The organism is Streptomyces sp. BB1-1-1, from assembly GCF_031597775.1.
Taxonomy (GTDB): Bacteria; Actinomycetota; Actinomycetes; order Streptomycetales; family Streptomycetaceae; genus Streptomyces; species Streptomyces thinghirensis.
In genome coordinates, this window is sequence record NZ_CP134203.1 from 553080 (window position 1) to 579911 (window position 26832).

Here is a 26832-nt window from a genome sequence, read left to right on the forward strand (position 1 = left end):
GCCTATGCGCTTTTCCGATGGGGAGTATCGAGATCGATCGTTGGACACGATGGGGGCCGGGTGGCAGCGTGGGGGTCATGAGCACCGACGTGACGGGAACGAGCGACGTGACAGACCGTTCCGAGCCGCCCTACGAGACCGAGATCCTGCGCTACTCCGCCTTCACCCACGACCCGGTGGGCGGGAACCCGGCCGGAGTGGTCCTCGACGCCTCCGGGCTCGACGGCACGGCGATGCGGGCGATCGCCGCCGAGGTGGGCTACTCCGAGACCGCCTTCGTCACCGGCGGCGACGCGGCGGCGCGGCGCTTCCGGGTCCGCTACTTCAGTCCGCTCGCCGAGGTGGCGTTCTGCGGGCACGCGACGGTCGCGCTGGCAGTCGCCCTCGCCGAGCGGATGGGGCCCGGCGAGATCGTCCTCGACACGCCCGCCGGCGAGATTCCCGTGTCCACCGCGGCCGACGACGCCGGCGCGGTGCGGGCCACCCTCACCAGTGTGCCGACGCGTTCCCGCCCGGCTCTCGCCACGGAGCTGGACGCCACGCTCCGGGCGCTCGGGTGGGCTCCGGACGACCTGGACCCCGCCCTGCCCCCGCACGTGGCGTTCGGCGGCAACGACCACCTGGTGCTCGCCGCGGCGTCCCGGGCCCGACTCGCCGACCTCGACTACGACTTCGACGGGCTCGCCGAGGTCATGCGGCGGCACGACTGGACGACGGTGGACCTGGTCTGGCGGGAGTCGCCGGAGCGCTTCCACGCCCGCAACCCGTTCCCCGTCGGCGGTGTAGTGGAGGACCCGGCGACGGGAGCGGCCGCCGCCGCGTTCGGCGGGTACCTCCGTGAACTGGGCCTGGTGACCCGGCCCGGCACGATCGCGATCCGCCAGGGCGAGGACATGGGCCGCCCCAGCGACCTGCTCATCGACGTGAGCCCGCGGGACCCGCGCACACGGGTCACGGGACAGGCGGTGCCCATCCCTTAGTCGCCTCGGCCGGCTCGGGGGCGGGTATGTAGGGTGGCTTCCGCGTACGTCGCTTCGCATACGTCGCTTCGTACACGTCGCTTCGTACACGTCGCTTCGTACACGTCGCTTCGTACACGTCGCTTCGCGCACGTCCCCGAGCAGTCCCAGCGGTAGGAGCCGTTCCCCATGTCTCAGCGCGGCAGGCACACCCGAGCGGTGTCGCTGCTGCGTTGTGTGCTGGCGATGGTCACCCTGACCGTCGCCGTCCTGTGTGTGACGGGGGCGGGCCGCTCGGCGGCCGCGGGCGCCGGCGAGGAGAGCGCCGTGGCGGCCTCCTCGTCTCCGGCCGCCGTGCTCTCCGTCGACCTGGTCGCCGGGGACGAACTGGGAGCCACCGCGCCTCGCCCGTGCGAGAAGAAGGGGCTGTCCGAGCCGACTTCGACGCGCGGGGATCTCCGCACCGGCGAACCGTCGGCCGCGGGGTCGGCGGACACGACCGCGCAGCGCGGAACGCCGCTGTCGGCGACGCCCGCCCACGCGTCCGCCGGACCCGCCCCGCCACCGCGTTGTGCCAGTGGTGTCTCGACCACCGTTCTGAGGATCTAGACCGGCCCTTCGTGCCGCGTCCGTCTCATCCTCCTCGAACGGAGCCTTTCCATGCCTTCCTCCTCCCGGTCACCGCGCCGGGCGGGAGCGGCGCTCGCGTCCTGGCGGCCCGCCCAGTGGTCCGCCGCCGGAGCCGGTGCCGTCCTGACCGCCGTCGTCGTGGGTGTTCCCACCGCGGTCGTGCCCTCCCCCTTCTTCGGCCGGACCGTCCCCGTCCAGTGGTGGAACTATCCGGTGCTCGCCGCCACCGCCGCGCTCGCGGGCGTGGTCCTGGCCACCTTCGTCCGCCTCCCCGGGGCTGCGGACGCACCGCGGGCCGACGGCTCCGGCAGCAGGCTCGGCCCGCTCGGCGGCCTGCTGTCCTTCCTAGCCGTGGGCTGCCCCGTCTGCAACAAGGTCGTCCTGCTGCTGCTCGGCGGTTCCGGCGCGCTGACCTACTGGGCTCCGCTCCAGCCGGTCGTCGCCGTCGCCTCCCTGGTGCTGCTGGCCGAGGCGGCGCTGCGCAGGTTGTCGACGGCCGAGGCCTGCCCGCTGCCGGCCCGCGCCTGAGTCCGCGCGCCGCGCATCCCCGCGTCTAGCTCTTCCTCCCTCACTTCTCCCCCTTCTGTGGAGTCGACCCATGAACGCTGAATCACGCCTGCCCGAGAAGCCCGGCTCGAAGTCCGTCCCCGGCAGGAGCCCGCTACCGCGTCGCCGTCTGCGACCGGCCCTCGCCGCCCTCGTCCTCGTGGCCTCCGTCGTCGTCGCCGTCGTCGCCCTGGGCGGAGGCGGAGAGTCCGACCGTCCCTCCGGCGCGTCGGCCTCCGACGCGCAGTCCGCGGCCCCTCCCGCCGACCCCGCGCTGCTCGCACTCGCCCGACGGGAGTCCGGTGACCCGTACGCCGTGGGGAAGCCGGACGCACCCGTCGTACTGATCGAGTACTCGGACTTCCAGTGCCCCTTCTGCGGCAGGTTCGCCCGCGAGACCAAGCCGGAACTGCTGCGTGACTACGTCGAGAAGGGCGTACTGCGGATCGAGTGGCGCCACTTCCCGGTCTTCGGCGCGGAGTCGGAGCAGGCGGCCCGGGCCTCCTGGGCGGCGGGACGACAGGGCCGGTTCTGGCAGTTCCACGACACCGCCTACGCACAGCCGCGCGAGCGCAACAAGGGCGACTTCGCCGAGAAGGCACTGCTCAAGATGGCCGGGGAGGCGGGGATCGAGGACCTCGACCGCTTCCGCGCGGACATGGCCTCCCCGGCGGCAGACGCGGCCGTGACCCGGGACATCGAGGAGGGCTACGCGCTCGGCGTCAGCAGCACACCCGCCTTCCTCGTCAACGACCGTCCGATCCTGGGCGCCCAGCCCACGGACGTGTTCGCCGAAGCGATCGAGGCGGCCGAGTCAGCCGCGGAGGCGCGCGCACAGGGCGGCACCGATGAGTGACCCGGGCTTCGTGGTCGCCTTCCTCGGTGGACTGCTGGCGCTCCTCAGCCCCTGCTCGGCGCTTCTGCTGCCCGCGTTCTTCGCCTACTCGTTCACCAGCCGCACCCGGCTGCTCGGACGCACCGCGCTCTTCTACGCCGGGCTGTGCCTGACCATGGTGCCGCTGGGTGTGGCGGGCTCGCTGGCCGGGCGCCTCTTCTACGGGCATCGCGACCTGCTGGTCACGGCGGGCGGCTGGCTCGTCATCGCCCTCGGGGTGGCGCAACTGCTGGGCCTGGGGTTCGGTTCGCGCCGTCTCCAGCAGTCCGCCGGGGCACGCCGGTCCGGTTCGGCGCTGTCCGTGACGGCACTGGGCGCGGTGTACGGGCTGGCCGGCTTCTGCGCGGGCCCGATCCTCGGCAGCGTTCTCACGGTGGCCGCGATCGGCGGTGACCCCTGGCGCGGTGGGTCGCTGCTCGCGGTGTACGCCCTGGGTATGGCCGTGCCGATGTTCGTGTTGGCGGCGTTGTGGGACCGGTTCGACCTGGGCCGGCGACGCGGGCTGCGCGGCCGGCCGGTACGACTGGGCCCGTTGCGGTCGCACTCCACGTCACTGCTCGGCGGGGCGATGTTCATCGCCCTGGGTACGGTGTTCCTGCTCTTCGACGGGACGTCGGCGCTGCCGTCGCTGATGGGCGTGGACACGGAGTTCACCTGGGAGCAGCGCCTGTCCCGCCTCGGGGACGCCGTCCCCGACCGTGCCCTGCTGGGCGTGCTCGCCCTCGTGGTGGCCGCGGGGGCCCTGGCCGTCCTGGTGCGCGGGGCCCGGGAACGGGGACGCTGACGGCCTCGGCTCAGCTCAGAGGGGTGTCTTCGGGGCGCCGCCCTCCTTGCCGACCTCCGCGCACCCGCCGTACGAGGTCGTCGGCGGCTTCGGGCCACTCGGGGTGGTCGAAGGCGAAGCCCGCTTCGCGCAGCCGGCCGGGGACGACGCGCCGGCTCTTGAGGAGCAGCTCGGTGTCCGAGCGCAGGACGAGGGCGCCGAGTTCGGCCATCCACCGTGTCGCGGGCAGACCCACCGGCATGCCCCACGCCTTGCGCAGCGCCCGCATGAACGTGCGCTGGGGCAGCGGAGCCGGTGCGGCGAGGTTCACGGGGCCGGTGATGTCGTCACGGCCGACGAGGAAGTCGACCGCGCGGACGAAGTCCTGGTCGTGGATCCAGGACACGTACTGCGCACCGCCCGCGACGGAGCCGCCGAGCCCGAGTCGCGCCAGCCACAGCAGGACGTCCAGGACACCGCCCCGGTCCGGACTCATCACCATGGCGGAGCGCAGGGCCACCTTGCGGGTGTGCGGGGTGTCGGCCCGCTCCTGTTCGCGCTCCCAGGCCTTGGCGATGTCGACGCTGTAGGACCAGTAGTCCGGAACTCCGGGTTCGGCTCCGCCGATCAGGCCGGTGGCCTCGTCGTTGGGCGCGTCGAAGCGGTGGGCGTAGACGGTGGCGGTGCTCATCTGGAGCCAGACGCGGGGCGGCACGGCGGCCGCCGAGATCGCCTCGCCGACGACACGCGCGGACTCCACGCGTGAGTCCATCATCGCCTTCAGGTTGCCGGGGGTGTAGCGGCAGCTCACGCTGCGGCCGGCCAGGTTGACGACCACGTCGCTGCCGTCGATCTCCCTGATCCACTCCCCCGCCGTCCGGCCGTCCCAACGGACTTCGCCCGGCCGCTGCGGCCGCCGGGTGAGCACCACGACCTCATGGCCGGCGGCGGTCCACGCACGCTTCAGCACCGTACCGACCTGCCCGGTTCCCCCGGGGATCACGATCTTCATCGGACGCTCCCTCCCCCGCCTCGATGTCTTCCCGCGATCGACCCTATCCCATATTTGAACACGTTCAAATGCGGGAGGCGGCGAGGCCTTGGCCCTCGGGAGCCGACCGCCCAACACCGTCTGGGCGCCCGTGGGATGCGGTCGGGCGTGACAGCGGTTCGGATGGGTGCCATGCGCAGACCCATAGCCGTGGCGTCCAGCCACTCACGCCGCCTGCTCACGTCGGGCGTCCTCCTCGCCTCCCAGTCACTCCTGCTCACCCTGTCCGCGGCCCCCGCGTCGGCCGACGACGCGGGGACGCCCGTCCGCGGTACCGCCTACATGGGCAGCGGGGTTCTCGCCCACGAGGGGGTCCAGGGGCGGCCCGCCGACACCCGCGCCACCCAGACGGAGGGCGTGGACGTCTCCAGCCATCAGGGCAACGTCGCCTGGTCGACCCTCTGGAACAGTGGGGTGAAGTGGGCCTACACGAAGGCCACCGAGGGAACGTCGTACCGCAATCCCTACTACTCCCAGCAGTACGACGGTTCGTACGACGTCGGCATGATCCGCGGCGCCTACCACTTCGCCATCCCCGACGGCGCCGGCGGCGCGGCCCAGGCCGACTACTTCGTCGACCACGGAGGCGGCTGGTCGAAGGACGGCAGGACGCTGCCGGGCGTGCTCGACATCGAGTACAACCCGTACGGGGACACCTGCTACGGCAGGACGCCGAGTCAGATGGTCGGCTGGATCCGGGACTTCCTCGACCGGTACGAGGAGCGCACCGGCCGGCAGGCCGTGATCTACACCTCCACCAACTGGTGGAAGCAGTGCACCGGGGACTACAGCGGCTTCGGCTCCGCCAACCCGCTGTGGATCGCCCGGTACGCCTCGACCGTGGGCCCCCTCCCGGCCGGCTGGGACGTCCACACGATGTGGCAGTACACCTCCTCCGGGCCGACCGTCGGGGACCACGACAAGTTCAACGGGACGCTCGATCGCGTCAAGGCGCTGGCCAACGGCTGACGCGGACCGCCGGGCCCCCGGCCGTCCGTGGCTCAGCGATCGGTGAGAGACCCCACGATGTCGGCGACCTGCTCACGCACCACGTCCCGGGCCCCGGGGGGCAGGGCGCCGACGTCCGTACGTTCCAGAGCGCCGAGTACCTCGTCGGCACCCGCGTCGCACGGTGCGCTCTCGCTCACGACCTCGTAGCCGTCGCGGACGGCGATCCGAAGGCGGTGCCGCCCCTCGCCGTCGGCGTGCACGGCGGTGGCGACGACCAGGGGCGGCGGCCCGCCGGCTTCGGCGGGCTGCTTGCGGTAGCCGCTGGCTGTCGGGGTGCGCCAGCCGAGGCTCAGCATAAGGTGACGCTTGGCCATGACCTCGGCGAGGTCGGTCTCGTAGGCCCGGTCCGGCCCCAGCACCGTGGCGCGGGCGTCCAGGACGAGGGCCGCGGGCAGCAGGCAGCGCAGGCTGCTGCCGACGAGGTTGCCGCCGACCGTGGCCGTCCGGCGTACCGCTCCGGTGCCCACCGTGCCGGCCGCCCTTCGCAGCACCTCGGGGACGCGCTCGTCGATGCGGTGCAGCACCACGGCCGCCCCCAGCGTCTCGGGTGCGACCGCGGTCGCCTCGGGCAGGTTCCGCAGCGACATGGCCAGTTCCGGGAAGCCGTCCCGCTGCCAGGTCGCCCACACGAGGGTGGCGCCGCCGATGGGCACCGCCCCCTCGGCCATGCACTCCTGCGCTTCGGACACGGACGTGGGCAGACGCAACAGCATGGCGATCGACCTGCTTTCCCGGGAAGGCGGCGGTGGACGACCCGCGCCTCCCGCCGCGTGATCACGGCCACTGCGCATTGTCCGCACCGCCGCGGGGGCGCGTACAGGGCTCACTCATTCACCATGTGCGCCCTTCGCGCGCCTACGATCACAGCCGCGCGGCCAGGAATTCCAGCAGCACGGCGTTGAAGCGCTCGGGTTGCTCGGCACCCGGCAGGTGACCGGCCTTGTCGATGACGGCCAGGGTGGAGTGCGGGACGAGGCGCCGGATGGACTCGGCCTCCGCCACGGGGGTGTAGACGTCGTCCGCGCCCACGACGATCAGGACCGGCACCTCGACGGCGGCCAGGACGTCCCGGTAGTCGGGGCGTTCGGCACGTCCGCGCAGTGCCGCCGCGGCGCCCCGCGGGTCGGTGGCGCACATCATCTCCAGGACGCGGGCGGCCACGTCCGGCATGGCGGTGACGTTGTAGGCGGCGAGCATCTTGTCGATGACCTCGTGCGCGTAACCGTCCATGCCCTCCGCGAGGAGCCTGTCGGCCAGCCGGTTGCGGAACCGCCTGCCCTCGGCGGTCTCGGCGGGCGCGGAGGTGTCGGACAGGACGAGGGCCCGCACCCGCCCCGGGTGCCGCAGCTGCAACTCCATGGCGATCTGACCGCCCATGGAGACGCCGCCGACCACCGCGCGCTCGATGCCCAAGTGGTCCAAGAGCTCGGCGAGGTCGTCGGCGAAGTCCGCGAGCAGAACCTTGCCGGTGCTCACGCTGCTGCGGCCGTAGCCGCGCAGGTCGGGGGTGACGACCCGGTAGCCGGCTTCCGTCAGTGCCGTCACCTGGGGCGCCCACAGGGTGCGGTTGAAGGGGTGCCCGTGGATCAGGAGGATCGGGAGCCCTGTCGAGGGGCCGAGGTCGTCGTAGTCGATCGTGGCGCCGCGCACGGTTGTGGAGTCCATTCCGGGACCCTAACGGGGCGTCACCCGGCGGGGAGCATGGGGCGTGCGCATGTCTCAAGGGGCGAGCAGCGCACCGGCCAACTCCGCACGCAGTTCCTCTCCTTCCTTGCGGACCAGCGCGGGCAGCCGCCCGTTCCACTCGCGCGCCGCGTCGTCCAGCGCCTCGGCGAAGGCCCTGTGCGCGCGCCGCCCCACGACGGCCATCGCGACGGGGAGCAGGGGCCGGGCGAAGGAGCGGCCCTTGACCCGCGCCTTCACCGTCACCCGCCAGTGTCCGTCGGGGGCCGGGCGCGGTACGACCGTCACGGTGGCGCGGGCGAGTGCGTGTGTGAGGGTGCCGCTCAGGGGCGCGGTGAGGGGGCGGCGACCTCGGCCGGCCGCCGCCGGCCACCATCCGCCGAGATCGAGGTGCAGTCGTACGGTGCCGCCGAGGTACTTCGCCCGTGTGTCCCCGCCGGTCCGCAGCGTCGCCGAGAACCACGCCTCTCGCGGCCGTGCGGCGCTCACGAGCCGGAGTACGCAGGTCGACTGGGCCGGGTGTGCCGGGTCGTCGTCGAGGGTGACGGCCTCCAGCGCCGTCTCGCGGTGGCGGTCCCAGGCGAGGACGGTGACCGCCTGGCCGGCGTCCGGTCGCCCGTCCTCCTCGTTCACCGGCCGGTAGCGGGCGCCCGGCCGCAGGTGACGCCCCTCGGACAGGACCAGCCCGGGCAGCGGTCGCCCGTCGGGCAGGCGCAGGCACGCTCCCTCGACGTCGAGGTCTTCCGCGAGGTCGTGGAGTGCGGTGACGCACGACTCGAACCAGCGGCGGGGTACGGGGGCGAGCGTCACGGTGTGCTCGAAGCGGGCCATGGGGTCAAGGATGGGCGCCTGGGGTCGCCGGGTCACGGGTGTGGCCCGGCAGTGAGGGGACGAAGTCGGTTGCCGGTTTCGGGCGGGCCTCCCGCTCCTGGTTCATCCACCCTGCCGTGGGGTCGGACGACCGGTGAGCTGCCGGTCGTCCGCAGGGCGCCGTGCGACGAAGACGAACTCCTTGCCCTCACGGTCGGGTGCGTCGCGCACCTCCTCCACCACGTAACCCTGCGCGTCCAGGTCCGCCTCGACCTCCTGCCGCCCGCGGAAGCGCAACGTCGAGTCGGAGGTCAGCACTTCGCCGTCCGAGCCGAATACGTAGGTCCAGCGGAACGAGACCAGCGGCCACCTCACCTCCACCAGCCGGCACCAGCTCTCGACCGCGCCCACGCCGGGGATCTCCGTGACCCGGTGGGTCCGCTGCCGGTTCCACTCCTCCCAGGCACGCCGGTCCGGGTCCCGCGTCTCGAACACGAGGCGTCCGCCGGGGCGCAGGGCTTCGTAGGCGCCCTTCAGCGTCCTGTGCCACAGCCGCGTGTCGGTGACCTCCTGGGCGGCGTTCGCCGTCATGGTCGCCAGGTCCACCCGCAGCGCGGGCAGTGAGGTGGCGTCGCCCTCGATCCAACGCACCCGGTCGCCACCCGCCTTGCCCCGGGCCACCTCGATGGAGGCCCGGGCGGGGTCGACGCCGACGACCTCCACGCCGCGGCCGGCCAGCAGCAGGGCGAACACGCCTGTTCCACAGCCGATGTCCAGCACCCGCCGCGCGCCGAACTCCTCGGCCATGCGCACGTACGCGTCGAGGTCGCCGCGGTCGGGGTCGAGGGCGTCGTACACTGCGGCCAGCCGTGGATGCCGGAAGCACTCGTCAGCCATGCGGCCGACGGTAGCCGAAGCCCTCCACGAAGTCCTCGGGCCGGGACCGAGGACTTCGTGGAGACGTCAACGGCAGGCCCGGGTCACCAGGTGATCCGGGCCCGCCGCCGTCCGGACCGGCCGTCACGCGGCGGCGGCCACCGGCACGGTGCGCTCGGCTTCGTTCAGCCACGCGATCAGGGAGGTACGGGCGCGGGCGACCCGTGACCGCACCGTCCCTATCGGGCAGTCGCTGACGTCGGCCGCCTCCGCGTAGGGCAGCCCCAGCATCTGCGTGAGGACGAACGCCTCGCGGCGGTCGTCGGGCAGCGCGGCGAGCAGTTCGGCCAGGGCGATGCCGTCGTCGAAGCCGGGCAGATCGCGTGGCTGGGTGCGCTCCACGGCCGACTCCCAGTCGTCCGTGGCCGCCAGGCGGGGCCGGGAGGAGTCGTAACGGATGCTGTCGACCACCGCGCGGCGGGCGATGGCGAGCAGCCAGGTGCGGGCCGAGGAGCGCCCTTCGAAGCGGTGCAGGCTGCCGAGGGCCCGCAGGAAGGTGTCCTGGGTCAGGTCCTCGGCGCTCTGCGGATCGGCACCGAGGAAGGTCACGTAGTGGCGGACGTCCCGGTGCAGGGCGCGTACGAAGCGGTCGACGGCGACGGGGTCGCCGGTGCGCGCGGCGAGTGCCCAGGCCGTGATGGACGCCTCCTTCGCGGACGTACCCGGCTGCCGGCGTGGTGGGGGCAGGGCAGGAGTGATCACCTGTGTCTGTCCTTCTCGGGATCAGGGACCCGGTCTCCGGGCGAGGCCGGCCCCGTGCGGAACGGGACCGGCGGCACGGCGGGACCGGCCAAGGGGTGGGCGGCCGGGCGCGGGAGCGCACGGCCGGTGCCCGAGGCGCGACGCCGACGGCTCGACGGCTCGACGATTCGCCGGTGGCCTCGGGGGACCTGCTGCCGTCAGACGGCAGCGACCCCGGCGGGCGGACCCCGAGAAGTGATCGCATGGGCGAGGAGAAGACGGCGCGGTGCCCGGTCCGAGGCCGCTCGGCGGGCCCGGACGCGCGGGCGGTGCGGCGGCGCGGGCAGCCGGAACAGCAGGCGCAGGGGCGCGACGAGCCGGGTGGCGAGGCACCGCAGGACGCGGAAGACGGCGCGTTCGCCGTGGGCGAGCCAGAGGCCGCACAGCAGCGCGGCCACCAGGTGGGCGGTGAGCATGCCGGTCGAGGACATGCCGCCCATGGCGTGGCCCGCGGGGTCCATGGCCTCCATGGCGTCCATGCCGGGCATGGAGTGCCCGGCATGAGGGCCGTGGCCCGCGGTGTTCATCGACGTCGGCACGGCCCCGTGCTCCCCGCCCGGGCCGGACGGCATCCGGCACAGCAGGACGTCCAGCCAACGGCGCGCGAGGGACTCGTCGTCCGACGACGGCGGCCGCTTCGTCGCCTGGGCGAGCGAGAAGGACGTGTGCAGTACGGTCTGGGCGGCCACGGCGACACCGACGACGGCGAGCGGTCCGCGTTCCCGGTCGGCGAGCCACCAGGCGGCGCCGCCCGTGGCCGACGCGCCCGCCGCCATGGCCCACCAGGGCACCGCGGTCCCGGACATCAGGATGTGGCCCAGGGCGGCGAGCAGCACGCAGACGGCCGCGAACACCGCGGCCCGTACCGTGCGAGAACACCACCCTGCAGTCATGGCGGCCTCATCCTTGCATCCGGGCTCCCGTGATCACCGGTGGGTACGGATTCCGGTCCGGTCCCCCACTCAACACGACGTGCGTGATCCACACCACATCCACAGCACACTTCGCCCACATACGGTCGGACCGAAGGCCCGTCCGGTTCCCGGCCGTCCCCGCCGGACCGGAGCACCGGAAGCGGACGCGGGAGCGCCGGCGCACGAGGACCGTCCGCCGTGCCTCCGCGCCCGGCGGAGGCACGCGTCCGCGGCCGTCGCGCCGGGTATCCCCCAGTCAGTTCCCCCACGACCGCCGGTGCGGACACCGGCGCGGACACCCGTCTCCCACGGAAGGTGCACCGGTATGACCGACCCTCATGGCCTGGAGCCCGTAGCGACGTTCTGCGGAAACTGCGACTGCGGCTGCCCCCAGCTGTTCGTCGACCCCGACGCCCCGGCGGAGCAACGGGTCGTCCTGACCGACGACTTCGGCCAGCGCGTGCAGATGAGCGCCGACCAGTTCTCGTCGCTGGTCGACGACGCCAAGCAGGGCAGACTGGACGGCATCGCCCTGCCCTGAGCGGACACCGCCGGTCCGCCGCGCGTCCGGGCGGGTGAACGGTCCCGCGTTCGGACGATCGAAAGCCGCCGCCCGGGGAAGAGGGGTAGGCATGCGCGCACTCGTCATCAACTGCACTCTCAAGCCCTCCCCTCAGCCGTCGAACACCGAGGCCCTCGCCGCCACGGTCATCGCGGCCCTCAAAGGCCACGGGGTGGAGGTGGATGTCGTACGGGCCGTCGACCTGAACCTGAAACCGGGGGTCGAGACCGACATGGGCGACGGCGACGACTGGCCGGGCGTGCACGAGAAGCTGCTGGCGTCGCAGATCCTGATCATCGCCTCGCCGACCTGGCTCGGCCGCCCGTCCTCGGTGGCCCAGCGGGTCCTCGAACGCATGGACGCCATGCTCAGCGAGACCGACGACGAGGAGCGTCCCGTCGCCTACAACCGTGTCGCCGGAGTCCTGGTCACCGGGAACGAGGACGGCGCCCACCACGTCATCAGCGAGATCAGCGGCGGGCTCTCGGACATCGGCTACACCATTCCGGGTCAGGCCTGGACCTACTGGCACCTGGGTCCCGGCCCCGGACCCGACTACCTCGACGACGACCGCGGCCACGACTGGTCGACCTCGACCGGCCGGGCCATGGCCTCCAATCTCGTCCACGCGGCGCGTGCGCTCAGCGCGATGCCCCTGCCCGCTCCGCCGTCCTGACGTCGTCGGCGCGCAGCCCGCGCACCTGCGGGGAGAGCGGGGCCGCCGCGCCGGCCAGGACGATCAGGGCCGCGCAGCCGGCCAGCGCGCGGGCGGTGCCCACGGCCGCCGCCACGGGGCCGGCGACGAGCAGGCCGAGCGGGGCGAAGGCGAGCGAGCCGAACCAGTGACGCCGCCGATCAGGATGAACAGGAGCTGCGGCAACGCCTGGCACGCCAGCACCAGTGACAGCCGGCCCGCCCCGGCCCCCGGCAGCGCGAGTACCGCGAACGCCAGCGCCACCGGGGCGAAGCCGTTGCCCAGGACCGAAATGACGCGTGCGCTCAGGAGCAGCACGAAGCGCTGATCGCGCCACAGGGGCACGCCGTCGTGGAAATCCGGGGCATCCGTCACGGGCAGGCACCCTAGAGCCCTGTGATCGGCGCCCGCCCGGAACCGGCCACCGCGGGACGGCGTCGGCGGTAGTAGGAGACGGTGACGGCGCCGAGCAGCGGGCCCCACGCGACCAGGGGCAGGTAGGCGAAGCCGAGGAGCGTGGCGCCGAGCGACGTCATGTCGGGGTGCGGGGTGGCCCACCACCAGGCGAACGGGGTCCACAGGGCGGTCAGCACGACGGCGCCCAGGCCTGCCGGGAGGACCGCCGCCATCACCGGGACCGGCCGCCCGCCGAGCAGCGGGACCCGGCGCGGGACCACCTCGCCCCAGGGCCGGACCAGGCCGAGCGTGAGCAGGGCCAGCGCCTCGCTCACCACGCTCAGTCCCACCACGTACACCACGCCCCATCCGTCGACGCCCATCGCCTCGTAGCCCGCCTCGGTGTACCCGGCGGGCTGCCCGGCCGCCAGCAGGAGGCGCCACAGTCCGGTCGGCAGGGTGAGGAGCGCGACGGCGTGGGCGGCGAGGACCGCCCAGCGGGCGGGGGCGGGATGCTGTGGTGTCGTGGTCACGCACATCATCCTGTCGGCGGGCCGCCGCCCCGGCGTCGCTCCCGGGTACGGTCCGCGACGCGGCGCCGGAAGGACGCCCCCGAGGGTTGACTCCCCCGCTCGGGGGAGACCCGTCCTCCTCGAGGCACAGCGCACGTGCATGTCTGCCGTCGCCGATGCGGGGCAGTCGTTCACGTGCAACGACGTACGAAACGCATGAGGAGCTGGTGTCCGCCATGACGCACGACCTGACCCCGAAGTACACGGTCCCCGGCATCGAGCGCGAGGCCGCCGGCCGGCTGATCGGCGCGCTGCGGATGCGCCTGCACGCCCTCAACGACCTGCATCTGACCCTCAAGCACGTGCACTGGAACGTCGTGGGACCGCACTTCATCGCCGTGCACGAGATGATCGACCCGCAGGTCGACCAGGTGCGCGAGATGGCCGACGACGTCGCGGAGCGCATCGCCGCACTCGGCGGGGTGGCGCAGGGCACGCCCGGGGCGCTGGTGGCGGAGCGGCCCTGGGACGACTACTCCATCGGCCGGGCCGACGCCATCGCCCACCTCGCCGCGCTCGATGTCGTGTACACCGGCGTGATCGAGGGAGTGCGCGAGGCGGTGAAGGAGGCGGGCGACATCGATCCCGCCACGGAGGACCTCCTGATCGGCCAGCTCCGGGACCTGGAGCAGTTCCAGTGGTTCGTGCGGGCCCATCTGGAGAGCTCCGGAGGCACCCTGGCGACGGGCGGCGCGACGTCCGAGACGGAGGCCGCGGACCGCGGCGCGGAACTGGCCTAGCCGGGGGCTGTCCCCGGTGGCGCGAGGTGGGCCGACCGTGCCGGTGACGGCGCGGTCGGCCCCCGGTGCGCGCCCGCCCGGCGTGCGGGGCCGCCCGGCGTGCCACTCAGCGTGCGGGTCGTCCTCGGCGGCCGATGAGTACCCCGACGAGGACCAGGTCGGCGACCAGGACCACGGCGCCGATGACGAACAGGTAGAACAGCCCCTCGGCGGCCAGCCCGATCACGCCGAGGACGAGCGCCACCAGCAACAGCAGGAGGAACAGGCTCAAGGTCGTCTCCCCTCGAAGAGGCTCGTCGGACGGTTCAGCGTCGGCCGAGCCGGCGCTCACCGCGGCTGCCCTGCTCGTAGGGCAGCTGGTAGTGGGCGAAGACGGCGCCCTCGTCCTCGGCCGCGAGTTCACCGTCGGGGTCGATCCCGGGCGCGTCCTTGACCAGGCTCTTGTCGTAGCCCACCTTCAGGTATCCCGGCCCGACGGTGGCCTTGTCCACCGGGACGAACACCAGACGCCGGCGGGTCGGCAGGCCGATCATGACCGCCGCGAACGCGGGCCGGTCGGTGGCGGTGTCGAAGTAGATGGACTCGAGAGCCCCGATCTTACGGCCGTCACCGTCCACGACGTCATGTCCACGCCAGTCACGAATGTTGTCTGCTTCAAACATCGGTCTTCCCTTCCGAGGACGCTCACTGTCTTGTTCCCCGCTTCGTCTCCCCCTCGCATGTTCTGTCCCCGCACCGGCGTACGGCAGCTCATCGCGATAGGCTGCCTGGCCGGACGAGGCGCCCGGGGCGCGGACGGACACCCGGCGAATTTCCGAAGGAGATCGAGTGTGGATGCCACAGGCCCCACGGGCGGACCGCCCCGGGTGCGCAGCGGGGCCGTGCTGGAGGTACGCCCGCTGCCCGGCCGTCCCGGACTCCGCGCCAGCGGAGAGATCAGCGTGACCACCCGCCCGTCCTGGGAGAAGGCCCTCACGGAACTGTCCAGGCAGCACACGGACGTGTCCTACCTGGAACTGTCCGGTGTGCGGTTCGTCGATGTGGCCGGCGTCGCGGCACTCGCCGTCACCGCCATGAACCTGCCCGGCGGGCGGGTCGTGGTGGAACAGCCCCCGCCGCAACTGCCCCGGGTGCTGGAGTTGTTCTGGCCGTCCCTGCGCCGTATCGAGGTGGCGCCGCGATGAGCACGGTGACCCACGAGGAGGCGTTCGCGCATCCGGCGCTGTTCTACCGCTCGGAGCGCGAGTACGCCGACCGGACGGTGACGTTCGTACGGGAGGGACTGGCCGCGGGCGAACCCGTGGCGGTGGCCGTGCCCGCCCGCAACCTGGAGCTGATCAGGGATGGGCTGGGAACGGACGCGCGGGACGTCTCCTTCCTGGACATGACGGAGGCCGGGCGCAATCCGGGGCGGATCATCCCCGGGGTGCTCAGGGCGTTCGCCGACGCGCACGCGGACGAACGGGTGCGCATCATCGGCGAGCCCGTCTGGGCCGGGCGCAGCGCGGCGGAGTACCCGGCGTGCGCCCAGCACGAGGCACTGATCAACGCGGCGTTCGCGGGCCGTTCCGCGACGATCCTGTGCCCGTACGACGAGGCAGGGCTGGACGCGGACGTCCTGGCCGACGCCTTCGTCACCCATCCGACGGTCATCGCCGGAGGCAGTGAGCGGGCCAGCGGGGCCTACGACTGGCCCGCGGTCGTCGCCCGCTACAACGAGCCGCTGGATCCCGCGCCGGACGCCGACGTCCTCGCCTTCGGTGCCCGGGAGCTGCCCGAGGTGCGGCGCTTCGCCGTCGGCCGGGCCGCGTCGCTCGGGCTGGCCGAGCAACGCCTTCAGGACACGGAGTTGGCGGTGGCGGAGCTCACCACCAACAGCGTGGTCCACGGCGGCGGTCACGGGACGCTGGCGATCTGGTCCGCTGCCGGGCAGATGGTGTGCGAGGTCCGCGACACGGGGCGCCTCACGGATCCGCTGGCCGGCCGCCGGCCCCCGGAGCACGGGCAGATCGGCGGCCGCGGCCTGCTGCTCGTCCACTACGTCGCCGATCTGGTGCGGGTGCACACGTCGGACGACGGCACCACCGTCCGCTTCTACCTCGGCCTCTGAAACGGTGTCGGAAGCCGCTCGCCCGCCATGCCGATCGCGAAAGCATGTGTGCGTGCCTTGGCCCGGGGTAGGCGCTCTCTCGTCGGCCGACAAGCCGACAGTGACGGGGGCCGATCGACTGGGAGGGCACATCATGGCGACGACGACCGCACAGATCACCGAGCACACCACCACGGGCATGCCGGAGGTAGCGGACCCGTCCAAGGTGGCGCCCAAGGACGCGCGGGAGTTGTCGAAGCTGTTCTTCAAGCAGCTGACGGTGCTCGAAGAGGGCACGCCCGAATACCAGTACGCGCGCAACACGCTGATCGAGATGAACATGTCCCTGGTCCGCTTCGCGGCCGGCCGGTTCCGCAGCCGCGGTCCGGAGGAGATGGAGGACATCGTCCAGGTCGGCATGATCGGCCTGATCAAGGCCATCGACCGGTTCGAGCTGACCCGTGAGGTCGAGTTCACCTCCTTCGCCGTGCCGTACATCGTCGGTGAGATCAAGCGGTTCTTCCGTGACACCTCCTGGGCCGTGCACGTGCCCCGGCGGCTCCAGGAGGCCCGTGTCCAGCTGGCCCGGGCCACCGAGGAGCTGCGCAGCCGTCTGGGCCGCAACCCCACCACCAAGGAACTGTCCGAGCTGATGAGCCTGCCGGAGGACGAGGTCGTCGAGGCCCGCCTGGCGGCCAACGGCTACAACTCCGCCTCCCTGGACGCGGCCATCAACGGCAGCGAGGACGGCGAATCGGCGCTGGCCGACTTCATCGGCGCGGACGACGCGGCGCTGGCGCTCGTGGACGACTTCCACGCCCTGGCCCCGATGATCGCCGAGCTGAACGAGCGCGACCGGCAGATCATCCACTGGCGGTTCGTCGAGGAGCTCACCCAGAAGGACATCGGTGAACGCCTCGGGGTCTCGCAGATGCACGTCTCCCGCCTGATCTCGCGCCTGCTGGCCCGTCTGCGGGAAGGCATGCTCAGCAACCACTGAGTGGCGTCTCAGGCGGCGGCCGTCTTCTTCTTCCGGCCGCCGCCGGCACCGGCGAGGGCGTCGATGAGCTGTTCGCGGCTCATCTTCGACCGTCCGGCGATGTCCTGGTCGGTGGCCCGCTGGTAGAGCTCCGCCTTGCTCAGCTCCCGCAGCTCGCCCCGCTTGGGCGACGCCTTGCGGGAGGGTGCGGTGGCCTTCTTCCGCTGTGCCGAGGGCTTCTTGCCTCCGGTGCCCTTCGCCTGCTCCAGGCTGCCCTGCAGGACCTCCATCAGGTCGACGACGTTGGTGGCCCGGGGCGCTTCCTCGGCGACGGCGACCTCCTTGCCCTCGGCCTTGGCCCGGACCAGCTCGCGGACCTTCTCCTGATAGGAGTCGTGGTAGCGGGCGGGGTCCCAGGGGCCGCTGAGGGCGTCGACGAGACGCATCGCCATGTCCAGTTCCTTGCCCCGGCCCGCCCGGCCCTCCGGCAGCTCGGGCAGCTCCTCGACCGGGTCGCGGACCTCGTCGGCCCAGTGCAGCGTCTGGAGCACCAGGACCTTGTCCTCGGCGCGGAGCGCGGTCAGGTACTGCCGGTTGCGCATGACGAAGGTGGCGACGCCGACCTTGCCGGCCTCGGCGAGGGCGGTGCGGAGCAGCTCGTAGACCTTGAGGTACTCCTTGCCGCGCGGGGCGACGTAGTAGGTGCGGCCGAAGTACACCGGGGCGATGCGGTCGAGGTCGACGAAGTCGGTGATCTCCAGGGTCTGGGAGCGGCCCGGCGCGATCTCGTCCAGTTCCTCCGGCTCGACGACGACGTACTCGCCCTCGCCGACCTCGTAGCCCTTGACGATGTCACCGGGGCCGACCTCCTTGCCGGTGCGCTCGTTGACCCGGCGGTTGCGGATCCGGTCCGAGGTGCCGCGCTGCAACTGGTGGAAGTGGACCGTGTGGTCCTGGGTCGCCGTGAACAGACCGACGGGCACCGAGACCAGCCCGAAGGTGATGACACCTGTCCAGATCGCCCGCGCCATGGCCGTCCGCTCCCGTCCGTCGTGCCCGCACCGCCCAACCCCACCACGCTCACACCACGTGCGCGATCGTGCGCGCCGGACGGCGCACACGGGTCAACAGCCGGGTGACAGCGCGCGCATCGGCCTCAGTCGGTATTCCCTGTGAGGTGCGGGACGGCGAACACACTGCGCGCCCTCGCCGCTCCCCCGTCGAACGAGGACGGACAACGTCGAGCAAAGGGGCCCCGACCCATGAGCTGTCACCTGAAGGCGATCACCCGCGAGGAGCATCTGCGCTTCGTCACGTCCCGGCCTTCCGTCAGTCATCTGCAGACGCCCTCGTGGGGCGACGTGAAGCCGGACTGGCGGGCGGAGAGCCTGGGCTGGTTCGACGAGGGCGGCGACCTCGTGGGCGCGGGGCTGGTGCTGCTGCGGCCGTTGCCGAGGCTGAAGCGGTATCTGGCCTATCTGCCCGAGGGCCCGGTCATCGACTGGGGCGCGGCGGATCTGGAGCGGTGGCTGGAGCCGATGCTCGCGTACCTGAAGAAGCGGGGCGTCTTCTCGGTGCGGATGGGACCGCCCGTGGTGGCCCGGCGCTGGAGTGCCGAGGCGGTCAAGGCCGCGATCGCCGACCCTGGGGCCCGACGGCTGGGGGACGTGGAGGCCACCGTGCGCGAGCCCGGGGCCGACGACGTCGCCGAGCGGCTGCGCCGGGCGGGGTGGCGGCAGACCGCGTCGGGCGGCGAGGACGGCTTCGCCGCGGGCCAGCCGCGCTACGTGTGTCAGGTACCGCTCGCCGGGCGGTCACTGGAGCAGCTCCAGAACGGCTTCAACCAGCAGTGGCGCCGCAACATCAAGAAGTCCGAGAAGGCCGGCGTCAAAGTCGTCCGGGGCGACCAGGAGGACCTCCCGGCCTTCTACGAGCTCTACGTCGAGACCGCCGAACGGGACCGGTTCGTCCCGCGCCCCCTCGCCTACTTCCAGCGCATGTGGACCGCGCTGACGGCCGAGGACCCGGACCGCATGCGCCTCTACCTCGCCCACCACGACGGGGAGGTGCTCGCCGGTGCCACGATGCTGACCGTCGGCGAGCACGTCTGGTACTCCTACGGCGCTTCCACGAGCCGCCGGCGCGAGGTGCAGCCCAACAACGCGCTCCAGTGGCGGATGATGTGCGACGCCCATGAACTCGGCGCGGCCGTCTACGACTTCCGCGGCATCACCGACACCCTGGACGAGGACGACCACCTGGTGGGACTGCTGCGGTTCAAGATCGGAGCGGGCGGTGAGGCCGTGGAGTACCTCGGCGAGTGGGACTACCCGCTCAACAAGCTGCTGCACAAGGCCCTGGGCCTGTACCTGGCGCGGCGCTGAGCCGTACCGGACCGGCCAGGGCCAGACAAGACCGGCCCGGAGCGGTCCGGACCCGGCCGGTCAGTCGGCGGGCTTCTCCCAGACCGACACGTGGCCGTCGCTCTCGTGGGTGAACGGCTTCCGGGTCCACCCCTCCCACCGGTCGCGCAGCCGCAGTCCGGCGAGCCGGGCCATCAGGTCGAGTTCGGAGGGCCACACGTACCGGAAGGGGTAGTACTCGTACTCGGGGCGTCCGTCCACGAGGGTGACGTAGTTCGAACTCATCGCCTGGGTGGCGGTGTCGTAGGTGTCGAACGCCCACCCGGTCGGGCCGATGCGGAACGGCACGGCGGTCTGTCCCGGGGGCAGCCGGCGCAGCTCCGGCACGCCCACCTCGATGACGAAGCAGCCGCCGGGCTCCAGATGGTCGGCGGCGTTGCGGAAGCAGTCGACCTGGGCGTCCTGCGTCGTCAGGTTGTTGATGGTGTTGAAGACGAGATAGGCGACCGTGAAGGTGCCCGGTACCCGGGTCGTCGCGAAGTCGCCGATGGTCACCCCTACGGCGTGGCCGCCCGGCTTGGCACTCAGCCGGGAGGTCATGGCCCGGGACATGTCGATGCCGTGCACCGGGACTCCGCGCCCCGCCAGGGGCAGCGCGATCCGGCCGGTGCCGACGCCGAACTCGAGCGCCCGGCCGGTGCCCGCCAGTTCGGTCAGCAGGTCGACGGCGGGATCCACCGCCTCGGGTGTGAACCGGTCCGCCGCCGACTCGTCGTAGTGCGCGGCGACGCTTTCCCCGAAGTAGCCGTCCTCATCAGACATGCGAGGGACCGTACCGCTCGTCAGGCCGCCGGCGCCCGTGATTTTCCGCCGCGCGCCAGGACCGCGTAGAGCAGCGAGGCGACGACGATGCCCGCCGGCAGGGCGAGGTCCAGGCCGCCCAGGGCGCGTGCGATGGGCCCGGTGTAGAGGGTGTTGACGCTCAGGGCGGCCACGGTGACGCCGCCGGCGAGGGCCAGCGCGCCCGCCGGGTTGACACCGGCGGTGTACCAGAAGGCGCTGTCGGGTGTCTCGTCCATCAGGGCCCGGCCGTCGTAGCGGTTGCGGCGCAGCACGATGTCCGTGGCGTAGACGGCCATGGCGGGGCCGAGGAGGACGACGGTGAGCTGGAGGACGTTGCTGACGGTGTCGAGGAAGTCGGAGGCGAGGAGCCCGTACAGGGTGAGGGCGACGGCCGCGGTGCCGTCGGCGAGCACGCTGAGCGAGCGGCGGATGCGGATGCCGACGGCCTGGAGGGCGAGGCCCGCGCTGTAGGCGGTCAGGGCGTTGATGGCGATGGTGCCGAGGACCAGGGCGAGCAGGAGCACCGGGCCGAACCAGTCGGGCAGGAGCTGCCGCAGACCGGCCTGCGGGTCCGTCATGTCGACGGCGGTCGCGGCGAGGGCGCCGAGGGAGCAGACGAGCACGCCGGGCAGGAAGCCGCCCAGGGCGGTCCAGCCGGCGATCGCCTTGGGGGACGTCGTGCGGGGCAGGTAGCGGGAGAAGTCGGCGCTGGTGGTGTACGAGAGCGGGCCGGATCCGATGAGGGTGACGCCGGCGATCAGGACCGCCCACAGGTCGGTGCCGGTGAGCGGTTCGGCCGGTAGGTACGCGAAGTCGGTGTGCCGGAAGACGCCGACCGCGACGACGGCGAAGGCGGCCGTCAGGGTGAGCGTGATCGGGAGGTACAGCTTCATGATCATGCCGTGGCCGTAGACCCCGATGGTCAGGGTGAGGGCGGCGACGACCATCACCACGACGACCTTGACGCCGGTGGTCGCGGTGATGCCGGCCATCTCGACGAGGGCGAAGGCGGCGGTCGCGGCGGCGGCCAGGTTGAGGGCGAAGTAGCAGACGGAGATGAGCCAGCCGACGACCGCGTTGTTCACGCGGTTGCCGCGCACCCCGTACATCGCCCGCGTGACGACCTCGCTCGGCGCGCCCGCCGCCGGGCCGGATATGGCTAGGAGGCCGGTGAGCAGCCAGAACAGGTTGCCCACCACGATCACCGCGAGGGCCTGCCACAGGGTCAGGCCCATGAGGATCAGGGCGCCGCCGGTCACCAGGTTGAGATAGGTGACGTTGGCCGCCGCCCAGACGGAGAAGAGCTGCCTCGGGCTGCCGTGGCGTTCGTGGTCGGGGATGTGGTCGATGCCGTGGGCCTCGACGCGGCCCGCCCGTTCCGACGGGGGCTGGGGTGGCGGAGCCTCCTGATGCGCGGCGCCGGTGCCGGGGTGCGGGTCGGGGATCGTGGACGCCATGAGGCTCCTCCGGGGTGCTGGTATCCCACCTGCTTGCTTGTTGGTCGCACACTCAATAGCATTGATTCCATGCCGTCAAGCGTCCCGAACAAGCGAATCCGCAAATCTCCAGCGGCCAGACGTGCGGAAATCGTTGCCGCAGCGTCCGGTGTCGCACTGACCGAAGGACTGGAGTGCATCACCCTGAGACGGATCGCCGAGGAACTCGACGTCCGCCCGGGGCTGATCAGTCACTACTTCCCCGCGGTGGAGGACCTGGTGGCCGAGGCCTACGGCGACGCCGCGGACGCCGAGTTGGAGACGCTCCTGCCTGCCGACCTGGCCGGTGCGACGCCGACGCGGCATCTGGCGCGGTTCTTCGCCCGGGCGACCGGAGCGGCGTTCGACGACATCAGCCGGCTCTGGCTCAACGCCCGGCACCTGAGCCGCTACCGGCCCACGCTGCGCGACCGCGTCGCCGTCCAGGAGGCCGCCTGGCGCGACCGGATGGAGGCACTCATCCGCGAAGGCGTGCGGCGGGGCGAGTTCCGCACCGAGGACCCGCTGGTGGCCGCCATCCAGATCCTGGTCGTCCTCGACGGTCTCGGCATGCTCGTCAACAGCGCCGACACCGCTGACGATCCGCCCGCGGTCCGGCTGATGCCCGTCACCACGGCGGAGCGCGAACTCGGCCTGCCCGCAGGCACCCTGGCGACCTCCGACACCCCGAACCGCCCCGCCCCCAAGGAGTGACCGTGCGCACCTCTCTCATCCTGCTCTCGGCCCGGCTGCTCGACCCGGTCACCGGGGAGTTCCTGCCGCAGACCGCGCTGGCCGCGGCCGACGGCCGGATTTCCGCCCTCGGTGACGACCGGGACATCCGCGCGCTCGCGGACGCCTCCACCACGGTGGTCGACCTCAAGGGCGCCGTGGTGACGCCCGGCCTGGTGGACGGGCACATCCACCCCGTCTCGGGCGCCGAACTGACCCACGGTCTCGACCTGTCGGGCTGCACCGACGTCGGCCAGGTGCGCGAGGCGCTGGCCCGCGCGGTACGGGACCTCGCCCCCGGGGCGTGGCTGCACGCCTGGGGCCTCGACCCCAACGTCTTCGCCGGCCGCACCGTCGAGACGGCACCCTTCGACGCCGTACTCGACGGCGTGCCCGCGCTGTTGCTGCTCTTCGACGCGCACTCCATGCTCGCCAGCCGGCGCGCGCTGGAGCTGGCGGGGGTGGACGGGCCGCGCACCTTCGACCAGGCCACGGCGGAGGTGGTGTGCGACGCGGACGGCAGGCCGACCGGTCTGCTGCTGGAGGACGCCGCGTGCGAGCTGGTGGAGCGGATCGCTCCGCAGCCCACGCGCGAGGAGCGCCGCGACCGGCTCGCCGCGGCCCTGCGCGCCATGGCCGCCACCGGCCTGACGGGCGGTCATGTCATGGACGCGAACGGCGACAGCCTCGCCTTCTACGGTGACCTGGACCAGGCCGGACGGCTGCCGCTGCGGCTGCGGGTGGCGCCGTGGTGCCAGCCCGGCACCGACGCCGAGGGTGTGCGCACGCTCATCGGGCAGCAGGATGCGGGCGGGCGGCTGTGGCGGACCGCCGGCGTCAAGATCTTCATGGACGGGACGGTCGACAACGGCACCGCCTGGCTGGAGCAGCCGGACTGCCACGGCGAGTCCCGGCACGCCTTCTGGCCGGACCCGGAGGAGTACACCCGGGTCATCGGCGAGCTGCACCGGGCCGGGGTACCCACGGCCACCCACGCGATCGGCGACGCCGCCGTACGTCATGTGCTCGATGCCGTCGAGAAGGCGCAGGCCGGGGGCGGACGCGGGGTACGGCACCGGGTCGAGCACATCGAGACCGTCCCGGACGACACCCTGCGCCGGTTCGCCGAGCTCGGTGTCGTGGCGTCCATGCAGCCCACCCACTGCTGCGACTTCACCCGCGCCGACCACACCGACAACTGGTCCCGCCGGCTGGGCGAGCCGCGCGCCTCGCGGGCCTGGCGCTGCCGCGACCTGCACGACTCCGGTGCCGTCGTGGTCCTCGGCTCCGACTGGCCCATCGCCTCCTACCCGCCGCTGGGCGTCATGGCGGGCGCCCGTCACCGCCGGCCGACCCGCGACCTCGGCCGGGACCCGCACGGCCCGGAACAGGCGCTGACGGCTCTGGAGGCGCTGCGCGGCATGACCGTCAACGCGGCGTACGCGGCGGGCGAGGAGGACGAGGCCGGCCGGATCGCCGTCGGGTACCGCGCGGACCTGACGGTCCTCGCCGCCGACCCGCTCACCGTGCCGGCCACCGAACTGGCCGATGTGCCGGTGCTGTTGACCGTACTCGACGGCGACCCGACGCATCGCGCCGCGAGTCTGTGATCCGGCCGGAGGGTTGCGGCCCTCCCCGTCCTGGGCAGTGGGACGGTGTCCTAGGGGGTGTCGTTTGGATCAGGCCGGCTCCAGACGACGGTGCCTTGCAACCGGCCCGAGCGGGGTCTGGTGCGTGCAGTTGCAAGGCGGAGGAGGGCGACAGGGCGGAGCCCTGGCAACCGACGACAACGCCGCAGATGCGCGTGCCAGGCCCCGCGACCCTTGCAAGATCCAAACGACACCCCCTAGGGGTGTGAAGCGAGGAGTGGGCGATGTCGCGGCTGCTGGTGGTGCAGAACGGTCCGGACGGCGGGCCGGGCCGGTTCGGTGACTGGCTGGCCTCGGACGGGCCGGCACTGGACGTGGTCCACGCGTACGCCGGTGCGCCGCTCCCCCGGCGCCTGGCGCACGAGGGCGTCATGGTGCTCGGCGGCGGCTATCTGCCCGACGACGACGTCCGCGCGCCCTGGCTCGCGCCCACCCGGGCACTGGTCGCCGAGGCGGTGGAGCGAGGCGTCCCCGTGTTCGGGATCTGCCTCGGCGGGCAACTCCTCGCCCATGTCGCGGGAGGAACGGTCCGGGCCGACCACGGCGAACCGGAGTTCGGCAGCACGCCGCTCACCCTGCGGGCGGAGACCGGGAGTGATCCGCTCTTCCGAGGTCTGCCGGAGCGGGTGACGGCGGTCGAGCACCATGTGGACGCCGTCACCGCCCTGCCGCCGGGCGCCGTCTGGCTGATGGAGAGCGAGCGGTGCCCGTACCAGGCGTTCCGGGTCGGCGACCGGGCGTGGGGGGTGCAGTTCCACCCCGAGGCGGGCGCGGACCGGGTCCGGTCGTGGGCTCCGGAGCGGATTCGGGCCAAGGGCCTGGACCCGGCGGAACTCTTCCGCCGGGCGGAACGCGACGAGACCGCGGCCGAAGTGGTCTGGCGCGAGGTCGCCCGGCGCTTCGCCGCGGTCGTCGGCACATGAGCGGCCGGGAGCGTCGGAGGGCCGGCAGGCCGGAAGGGTCAGCAGGCCGGGAGGCACAGCAGGGTTGTGGGTCAGCCCGTGAAGGCGCCCTGGTCGGTGAAGACCAGCTTGGCGAAGCGTTCGCCGATGCGGCGGTGGGTGGCCGCGTCCGGGTGGAGGTCGTCGGGCAGGGGCAGTTCGGCGGAATCGGCTTCGCCGTAGAGGTCGCGGCCGTCGAGGTAGTGCAGGTTCGGGTCGTCGGCCGCCCGCTGCCCGACGACCCGGGCCAGCTCGTCCCGGACCATGTTCAGGGTCAGTTTGCCGCTCGCGCGTTCCGCCGGGTCGCCCATGGCCGTGAAGCGCAGTCGCCCCTCGGGGAGATGGGAGAAGTCGGGGGCGCTGGGGCCGGGGGTGTCCTCGTGGATGGGGCACAGGATGGGCGAGACGACCAGCAGCGGGGTGGTGGGGTGGCCGTCGCGGACGGTGTCGAGGAAGCCGTGGACGGCGGGACCGAAGGCACGCAGGCGCATGACGTCCGCGTTGACGATGTTGATGCCGATCTTGAGGCTGATCAGGTCGGCGGGGGTGTCGCGCAGGGCCTGCGCGGTGAAGGGGTCGAGCAGGGCGCTGCCCGCCAGGCCCAGGTTGACGAGTTCGACGCCGCCGAGGGAGGCCGCGAGCGCGGGCCAGGTGGTGGTGGGGCTCGCGGCGTCGGAGCCGTGGCTGATCGAGCTGCCGTGGTGCAGCCAGATCCTTCGGCCCGGGTCCGGGGCGGGCTCGACGGGGGCGTTCGTGCGCAGGGCGACGAGTTCGGTGGTCTCGTTGTGCGGCAGCCAGATCTCGATGTCCTTGGCGCCCTCGGGCAGGCCCGCGAAGCGGAGGGTGCCGACGGGACCGGGTTCGACGCCCGTCGTGCCGGTGGTCATGTCGATGGTCAGGAGGTTGCCACCCGCGACACTGCCCCGGCCCGCCGGGCGGCCGTCGACGAGCAGGTCGTACACGCCGTCCGGGCGCGGCGGGACGCCGGCGTAGACCCGCTTGGTGGGCAGGGTGTCCAGTTCGAGGGCGGTGGCCCGGGTGCGCAGGGCCAGGCGTACGCCGGAGGGCTGGGACTCGGCCATGGCCAGCTGTCCGTCGGTGTTCCGGGCGCGGGCCCGGGCGGGCAGCCGGTGCGGCAGCAGGCCGTGCTCGGTGCGCTCGAGGTCGAGGGCACCACGCAGGAGGTCCATGGTGATCGGCGTGGTGATCCAGTCGTCCGTGGTGTGCATGTCGTCTCCGGCTGTGGGGGTGTGTTCGGCCGCGGGGGCGGGGTTGGTTCACGCCGCGGGCCAGTTGCGCAGCAGGGCGTCGAGGGCGTCCACGATCCGCGTCCACGTCTCCTGGGTGTCCGGGGCGCTGTGGCTGAAGCCGCCGCCCATCTCCAGACTGACGTAGCCGTGGAAGACGCTGCCCAGGAGTCGGACGGCGTGGGTCTGGTCGGGTTCGGCCAGGTCGTAGCCGCGCAGGATGGCCCGGGTCATCTGTGCGTGGCGGACGCCCGCGCTGGCCGCCGCCGTCTCCGCGTCGAGCCGCAGCTGGGCCGCGGCGTACCGGCCGGGGTGTTCCCGGGCGTAGTCGCGATAGACGTTCGCGAAGGCGGCGAGGGCGTCCTTGCCGGCCCGCCCGGCCAGCGCCGTGGCGCCCCGGTCGGCGAGTTCGGCGAGGGCCAGCAGGGCGATCCGGGTCTTGAGGTCCTGGGAGTTCCTCACGTGCGAGTACAGACTCGCGACCTTGACGTCGAAGTGTCTGGCCAGCGCGGAGACCGTCACCTGGTCGAAGCCGACCTCGTCGGCCAGTTCCGCGCCCGCCCGGACCAGGCGTTCCGTGGTCAGCCCCACCCGCACCATAGTCATCCTTC

At 72.7% G+C, this 26832-nt stretch carries 32 protein-coding genes; 16 read left to right on the top strand and 16 right to left on the bottom strand.

Annotation, left to right across the window (positions count from 1 at the left end; all coding sequences use genetic code 11):
* The first annotated feature begins 77 nt into the window (after positions 1-77).
* The 5 genes from RI578_RS02380 (at position 78) to RI578_RS02400 (ending at position 3814) form a co-directional block, all read left to right on the top strand.
* A complete protein-coding gene (locus tag RI578_RS02380; protein WP_310869455.1) occupies positions 78-980 on the top strand; it encodes a PhzF family phenazine biosynthesis isomerase in 903 nt (300 codons plus the stop codon).
* Positions 981-1148: 168 nt separating this feature from the next.
* Positions 1149-1568 carry a hypothetical protein gene (locus RI578_RS02385; RefSeq protein WP_310869456.1) on the top strand — a complete coding sequence of 140 codons (420 nt, stop codon included), beginning with the start codon at positions 1149-1151 and terminating at the stop codon, positions 1566-1568.
* A 51-nt stretch (positions 1569-1619) separates the two neighbouring features.
* Complete coding sequence (locus tag RI578_RS02390; protein WP_310869457.1) at positions 1620-2117, top strand: hypothetical protein; 498 nt, start codon at positions 1620-1622, stop codon at positions 2115-2117.
* 70 nt (positions 2118-2187) lie between these two features.
* Positions 2188-2991: a DsbA family protein gene (locus RI578_RS02395; protein WP_310869458.1), complete on the top strand. Its 804-nt coding sequence runs from the start codon at positions 2188-2190 to the stop codon at positions 2989-2991.
* Positions 2984-3814: a cytochrome c biogenesis CcdA family protein gene (locus tag RI578_RS02400; protein ID WP_310869459.1), complete on the top strand. Its 831-nt coding sequence runs from the start codon at positions 2984-2986 to the stop codon at positions 3812-3814. The genes RI578_RS02395 and RI578_RS02400 overlap by 8 nt, the downstream gene beginning before the upstream one ends.
* Before the next feature lie 10 nt (positions 3815-3824).
* Here RI578_RS02400 and RI578_RS02405 read toward each other — a convergent pair whose 3' ends face one another.
* On the bottom strand, positions 3825-4805 hold the full coding sequence (locus tag RI578_RS02405) for a TIGR01777 family oxidoreductase (protein ID WP_310869460.1): 981 nt from the start codon (positions 4803-4805) through the stop codon (positions 3825-3827).
* Between the two features lie 171 nt (positions 4806-4976).
* Here RI578_RS02405 and RI578_RS02410 point away from each other — a divergent pair, with 171 nt between their 5' ends.
* On the top strand, positions 4977-5813 hold the full coding sequence (locus RI578_RS02410; protein WP_310869461.1) for a lysozyme: 837 nt from the start codon (positions 4977-4979) through the stop codon (positions 5811-5813).
* A gap of 32 nt (positions 5814-5845) precedes the next feature.
* Here the strand turns inward: RI578_RS02410 and RI578_RS02415 are convergent, their stop codons facing one another.
* The 6 genes from RI578_RS02415 to RI578_RS02440 all read right to left on the bottom strand — a co-directional run bounded on the left by RI578_RS02415 (position 5846) and on the right by RI578_RS02440 (position 10918).
* Positions 5846-6568 (bottom strand): FAD binding domain-containing protein, encoded by a 723-nt coding sequence (locus tag RI578_RS02415; protein WP_310869462.1) that lies wholly within the window; start codon positions 6566-6568, stop codon positions 5846-5848.
* Positions 6569-6716: 148 nt separating this feature from the next.
* Positions 6717-7520 carry an alpha/beta fold hydrolase gene (locus RI578_RS02420; RefSeq protein WP_310869463.1) on the bottom strand — a complete coding sequence of 268 codons (804 nt, stop codon included), beginning with the start codon at positions 7518-7520 and terminating at the stop codon, positions 6717-6719.
* A 54-nt stretch (positions 7521-7574) separates the two neighbouring features.
* Positions 7575-8369 carry a hypothetical protein gene (locus RI578_RS02425; RefSeq protein WP_310869464.1) on the bottom strand — a complete coding sequence of 265 codons (795 nt, stop codon included), beginning with the start codon at positions 8367-8369 and terminating at the stop codon, positions 7575-7577.
* A gap of 102 nt (positions 8370-8471) precedes the next feature.
* Positions 8472-9245 (bottom strand): class I SAM-dependent methyltransferase, encoded by a 774-nt coding sequence (locus RI578_RS02430; RefSeq protein ID WP_310869465.1) that lies wholly within the window; start codon positions 9243-9245, stop codon positions 8472-8474.
* Between the two features lie 123 nt (positions 9246-9368).
* Positions 9369-9986, bottom strand: a complete 618-nt coding sequence (locus RI578_RS02435) for a sigma-70 family RNA polymerase sigma factor (protein WP_310869466.1) — start codon at positions 9984-9986, stop codon at positions 9369-9371.
* A 197-nt stretch (positions 9987-10183) separates the two neighbouring features.
* The gene (locus tag RI578_RS02440; protein ID WP_310869467.1) at positions 10184-10918 is read right to left on the bottom strand and encodes a hypothetical protein; all 735 of its coding nucleotides are present in this window, start codon (positions 10916-10918) and stop codon (positions 10184-10186) included.
* Positions 10919-11264: 346 nt separating this feature from the next.
* Here RI578_RS02440 and RI578_RS02445 point away from each other — a divergent pair, with 346 nt between their 5' ends.
* Positions 11265-11480: a hypothetical protein gene (locus tag RI578_RS02445; protein ID WP_310869468.1), complete on the top strand. Its 216-nt coding sequence runs from the start codon at positions 11265-11267 to the stop codon at positions 11478-11480.
* 91 nt (positions 11481-11571) lie between these two features.
* Positions 11572-12177 (top strand): NAD(P)H-dependent oxidoreductase, encoded by a 606-nt coding sequence (locus RI578_RS02450; RefSeq protein ID WP_310869469.1) that lies wholly within the window; start codon positions 11572-11574, stop codon positions 12175-12177.
* Positions 12178-12240: 63 nt separating this feature from the next.
* On the opposite strand, the gene RI578_RS02455 is transcribed toward RI578_RS02450, so the two are convergent.
* Together RI578_RS02455 and RI578_RS02460 are read right to left on the bottom strand one after the other, a co-directional pair.
* Complete coding sequence (locus RI578_RS02455; protein WP_310869470.1) at positions 12241-12570, bottom strand: hypothetical protein; 330 nt, start codon at positions 12568-12570, stop codon at positions 12241-12243.
* Between the two features lie 11 nt (positions 12571-12581).
* A complete protein-coding gene (locus tag RI578_RS02460) occupies positions 12582-13130 on the bottom strand; it encodes a hypothetical protein (RefSeq protein WP_310869471.1) in 549 nt (182 codons plus the stop codon).
* A 209-nt stretch (positions 13131-13339) separates the two neighbouring features.
* On the opposite strand from RI578_RS02460, the gene RI578_RS02465 reads away from it, so the two are divergent.
* The gene (locus RI578_RS02465) at positions 13340-13903 is read left to right on the top strand and encodes a DNA starvation/stationary phase protection protein (protein WP_310869472.1); all 564 of its coding nucleotides are present in this window, start codon (positions 13340-13342) and stop codon (positions 13901-13903) included.
* Positions 13904-14009: 106 nt separating this feature from the next.
* Here RI578_RS02465 and RI578_RS02470 read toward each other — a convergent pair whose 3' ends face one another.
* The gene (locus tag RI578_RS02470) at positions 14010-14174 is read right to left on the bottom strand and encodes a hypothetical protein (RefSeq protein WP_193776073.1); all 165 of its coding nucleotides are present in this window, start codon (positions 14172-14174) and stop codon (positions 14010-14012) included.
* A 34-nt stretch (positions 14175-14208) separates the two neighbouring features.
* Positions 14209-14565 carry a PRC-barrel domain-containing protein gene (locus tag RI578_RS02475; protein WP_310869473.1) on the bottom strand — a complete coding sequence of 119 codons (357 nt, stop codon included), beginning with the start codon at positions 14563-14565 and terminating at the stop codon, positions 14209-14211.
* 168 nt (positions 14566-14733) lie between these two features.
* Between RI578_RS02475 and RI578_RS02480 the strand changes: the two genes are divergently transcribed.
* The 3 genes from RI578_RS02480 to RI578_RS02490 all read left to right on the top strand — a co-directional run bounded on the left by RI578_RS02480 (position 14734) and on the right by RI578_RS02490 (position 16992).
* The gene (locus RI578_RS02480) at positions 14734-15087 is read left to right on the top strand and encodes an STAS domain-containing protein (protein ID WP_310869474.1); all 354 of its coding nucleotides are present in this window, start codon (positions 14734-14736) and stop codon (positions 15085-15087) included.
* Positions 15084-16013, top strand: a complete 930-nt coding sequence (locus tag RI578_RS02485) for an anti-sigma factor RsbA family regulatory protein (RefSeq protein ID WP_310869475.1) — start codon at positions 15084-15086, stop codon at positions 16011-16013. Before RI578_RS02480 ends, RI578_RS02485 begins: the two co-directional genes overlap by 4 nt.
* Positions 16014-16146: 133 nt before the next feature.
* Positions 16147-16992: an RNA polymerase sigma factor SigF gene (locus RI578_RS02490; protein WP_310869476.1), complete on the top strand. Its 846-nt coding sequence runs from the start codon at positions 16147-16149 to the stop codon at positions 16990-16992.
* Positions 16993-17000: 8 nt separating this feature from the next.
* On the opposite strand, the gene RI578_RS02495 is transcribed toward RI578_RS02490, so the two are convergent.
* The gene (locus RI578_RS02495; protein WP_310869477.1) at positions 17001-18002 is read right to left on the bottom strand and encodes a Ku protein; all 1002 of its coding nucleotides are present in this window, start codon (positions 18000-18002) and stop codon (positions 17001-17003) included.
* 231 nt (positions 18003-18233) lie between these two features.
* On the opposite strand from RI578_RS02495, the gene RI578_RS02500 reads away from it, so the two are divergent.
* A complete protein-coding gene (locus tag RI578_RS02500; protein WP_310869478.1) occupies positions 18234-19355 on the top strand; it encodes a peptidoglycan bridge formation glycyltransferase FemA/FemB family protein in 1122 nt (373 codons plus the stop codon).
* A gap of 60 nt (positions 19356-19415) precedes the next feature.
* On the opposite strand, the gene RI578_RS02505 is transcribed toward RI578_RS02500, so the two are convergent.
* Both RI578_RS02505 and RI578_RS02510 read right to left on the bottom strand, forming a co-directional pair.
* Positions 19416-20156 (bottom strand): class I SAM-dependent methyltransferase, encoded by a 741-nt coding sequence (locus tag RI578_RS02505; protein WP_310869479.1) that lies wholly within the window; start codon positions 20154-20156, stop codon positions 19416-19418.
* A 20-nt stretch (positions 20157-20176) separates the two neighbouring features.
* The gene (locus RI578_RS02510; RefSeq protein WP_310869480.1) at positions 20177-21634 is read right to left on the bottom strand and encodes a cytosine permease; all 1458 of its coding nucleotides are present in this window, start codon (positions 21632-21634) and stop codon (positions 20177-20179) included.
* A 69-nt stretch (positions 21635-21703) separates the two neighbouring features.
* Between RI578_RS02510 and RI578_RS02515 the strand changes: the two genes are divergently transcribed.
* The 3 genes from RI578_RS02515 to RI578_RS02525 all read left to right on the top strand — a co-directional run bounded on the left by RI578_RS02515 (position 21704) and on the right by RI578_RS02525 (position 24956).
* Positions 21704-22366 (top strand): TetR family transcriptional regulator C-terminal domain-containing protein, encoded by a 663-nt coding sequence (locus tag RI578_RS02515; protein WP_310869481.1) that lies wholly within the window; start codon positions 21704-21706, stop codon positions 22364-22366.
* A 2-nt stretch (positions 22367-22368) separates the two neighbouring features.
* Complete coding sequence (locus RI578_RS02520; protein ID WP_310869482.1) at positions 22369-23994, top strand: amidohydrolase; 1626 nt, start codon at positions 22369-22371, stop codon at positions 23992-23994.
* A gap of 263 nt (positions 23995-24257) precedes the next feature.
* Entirely contained in the window at positions 24258-24956 is a 699-nt protein-coding gene (locus RI578_RS02525; protein ID WP_310869483.1) for a type 1 glutamine amidotransferase, read from the top strand.
* 71 nt (positions 24957-25027) lie between these two features.
* Here the strand turns inward: RI578_RS02525 and RI578_RS02530 are convergent, their stop codons facing one another.
* A complete protein-coding gene (locus RI578_RS02530; protein WP_310869484.1) occupies positions 25028-26203 on the bottom strand; it encodes a GDSL-type esterase/lipase family protein in 1176 nt (391 codons plus the stop codon).
* A 48-nt stretch (positions 26204-26251) separates the two neighbouring features.
* Positions 26252-26821: a WHG domain-containing protein gene (locus RI578_RS02535; RefSeq protein ID WP_310875642.1), complete on the bottom strand. Its 570-nt coding sequence runs from the start codon at positions 26819-26821 to the stop codon at positions 26252-26254.
* Positions 26822-26832 lie beyond the last annotated feature (11 nt).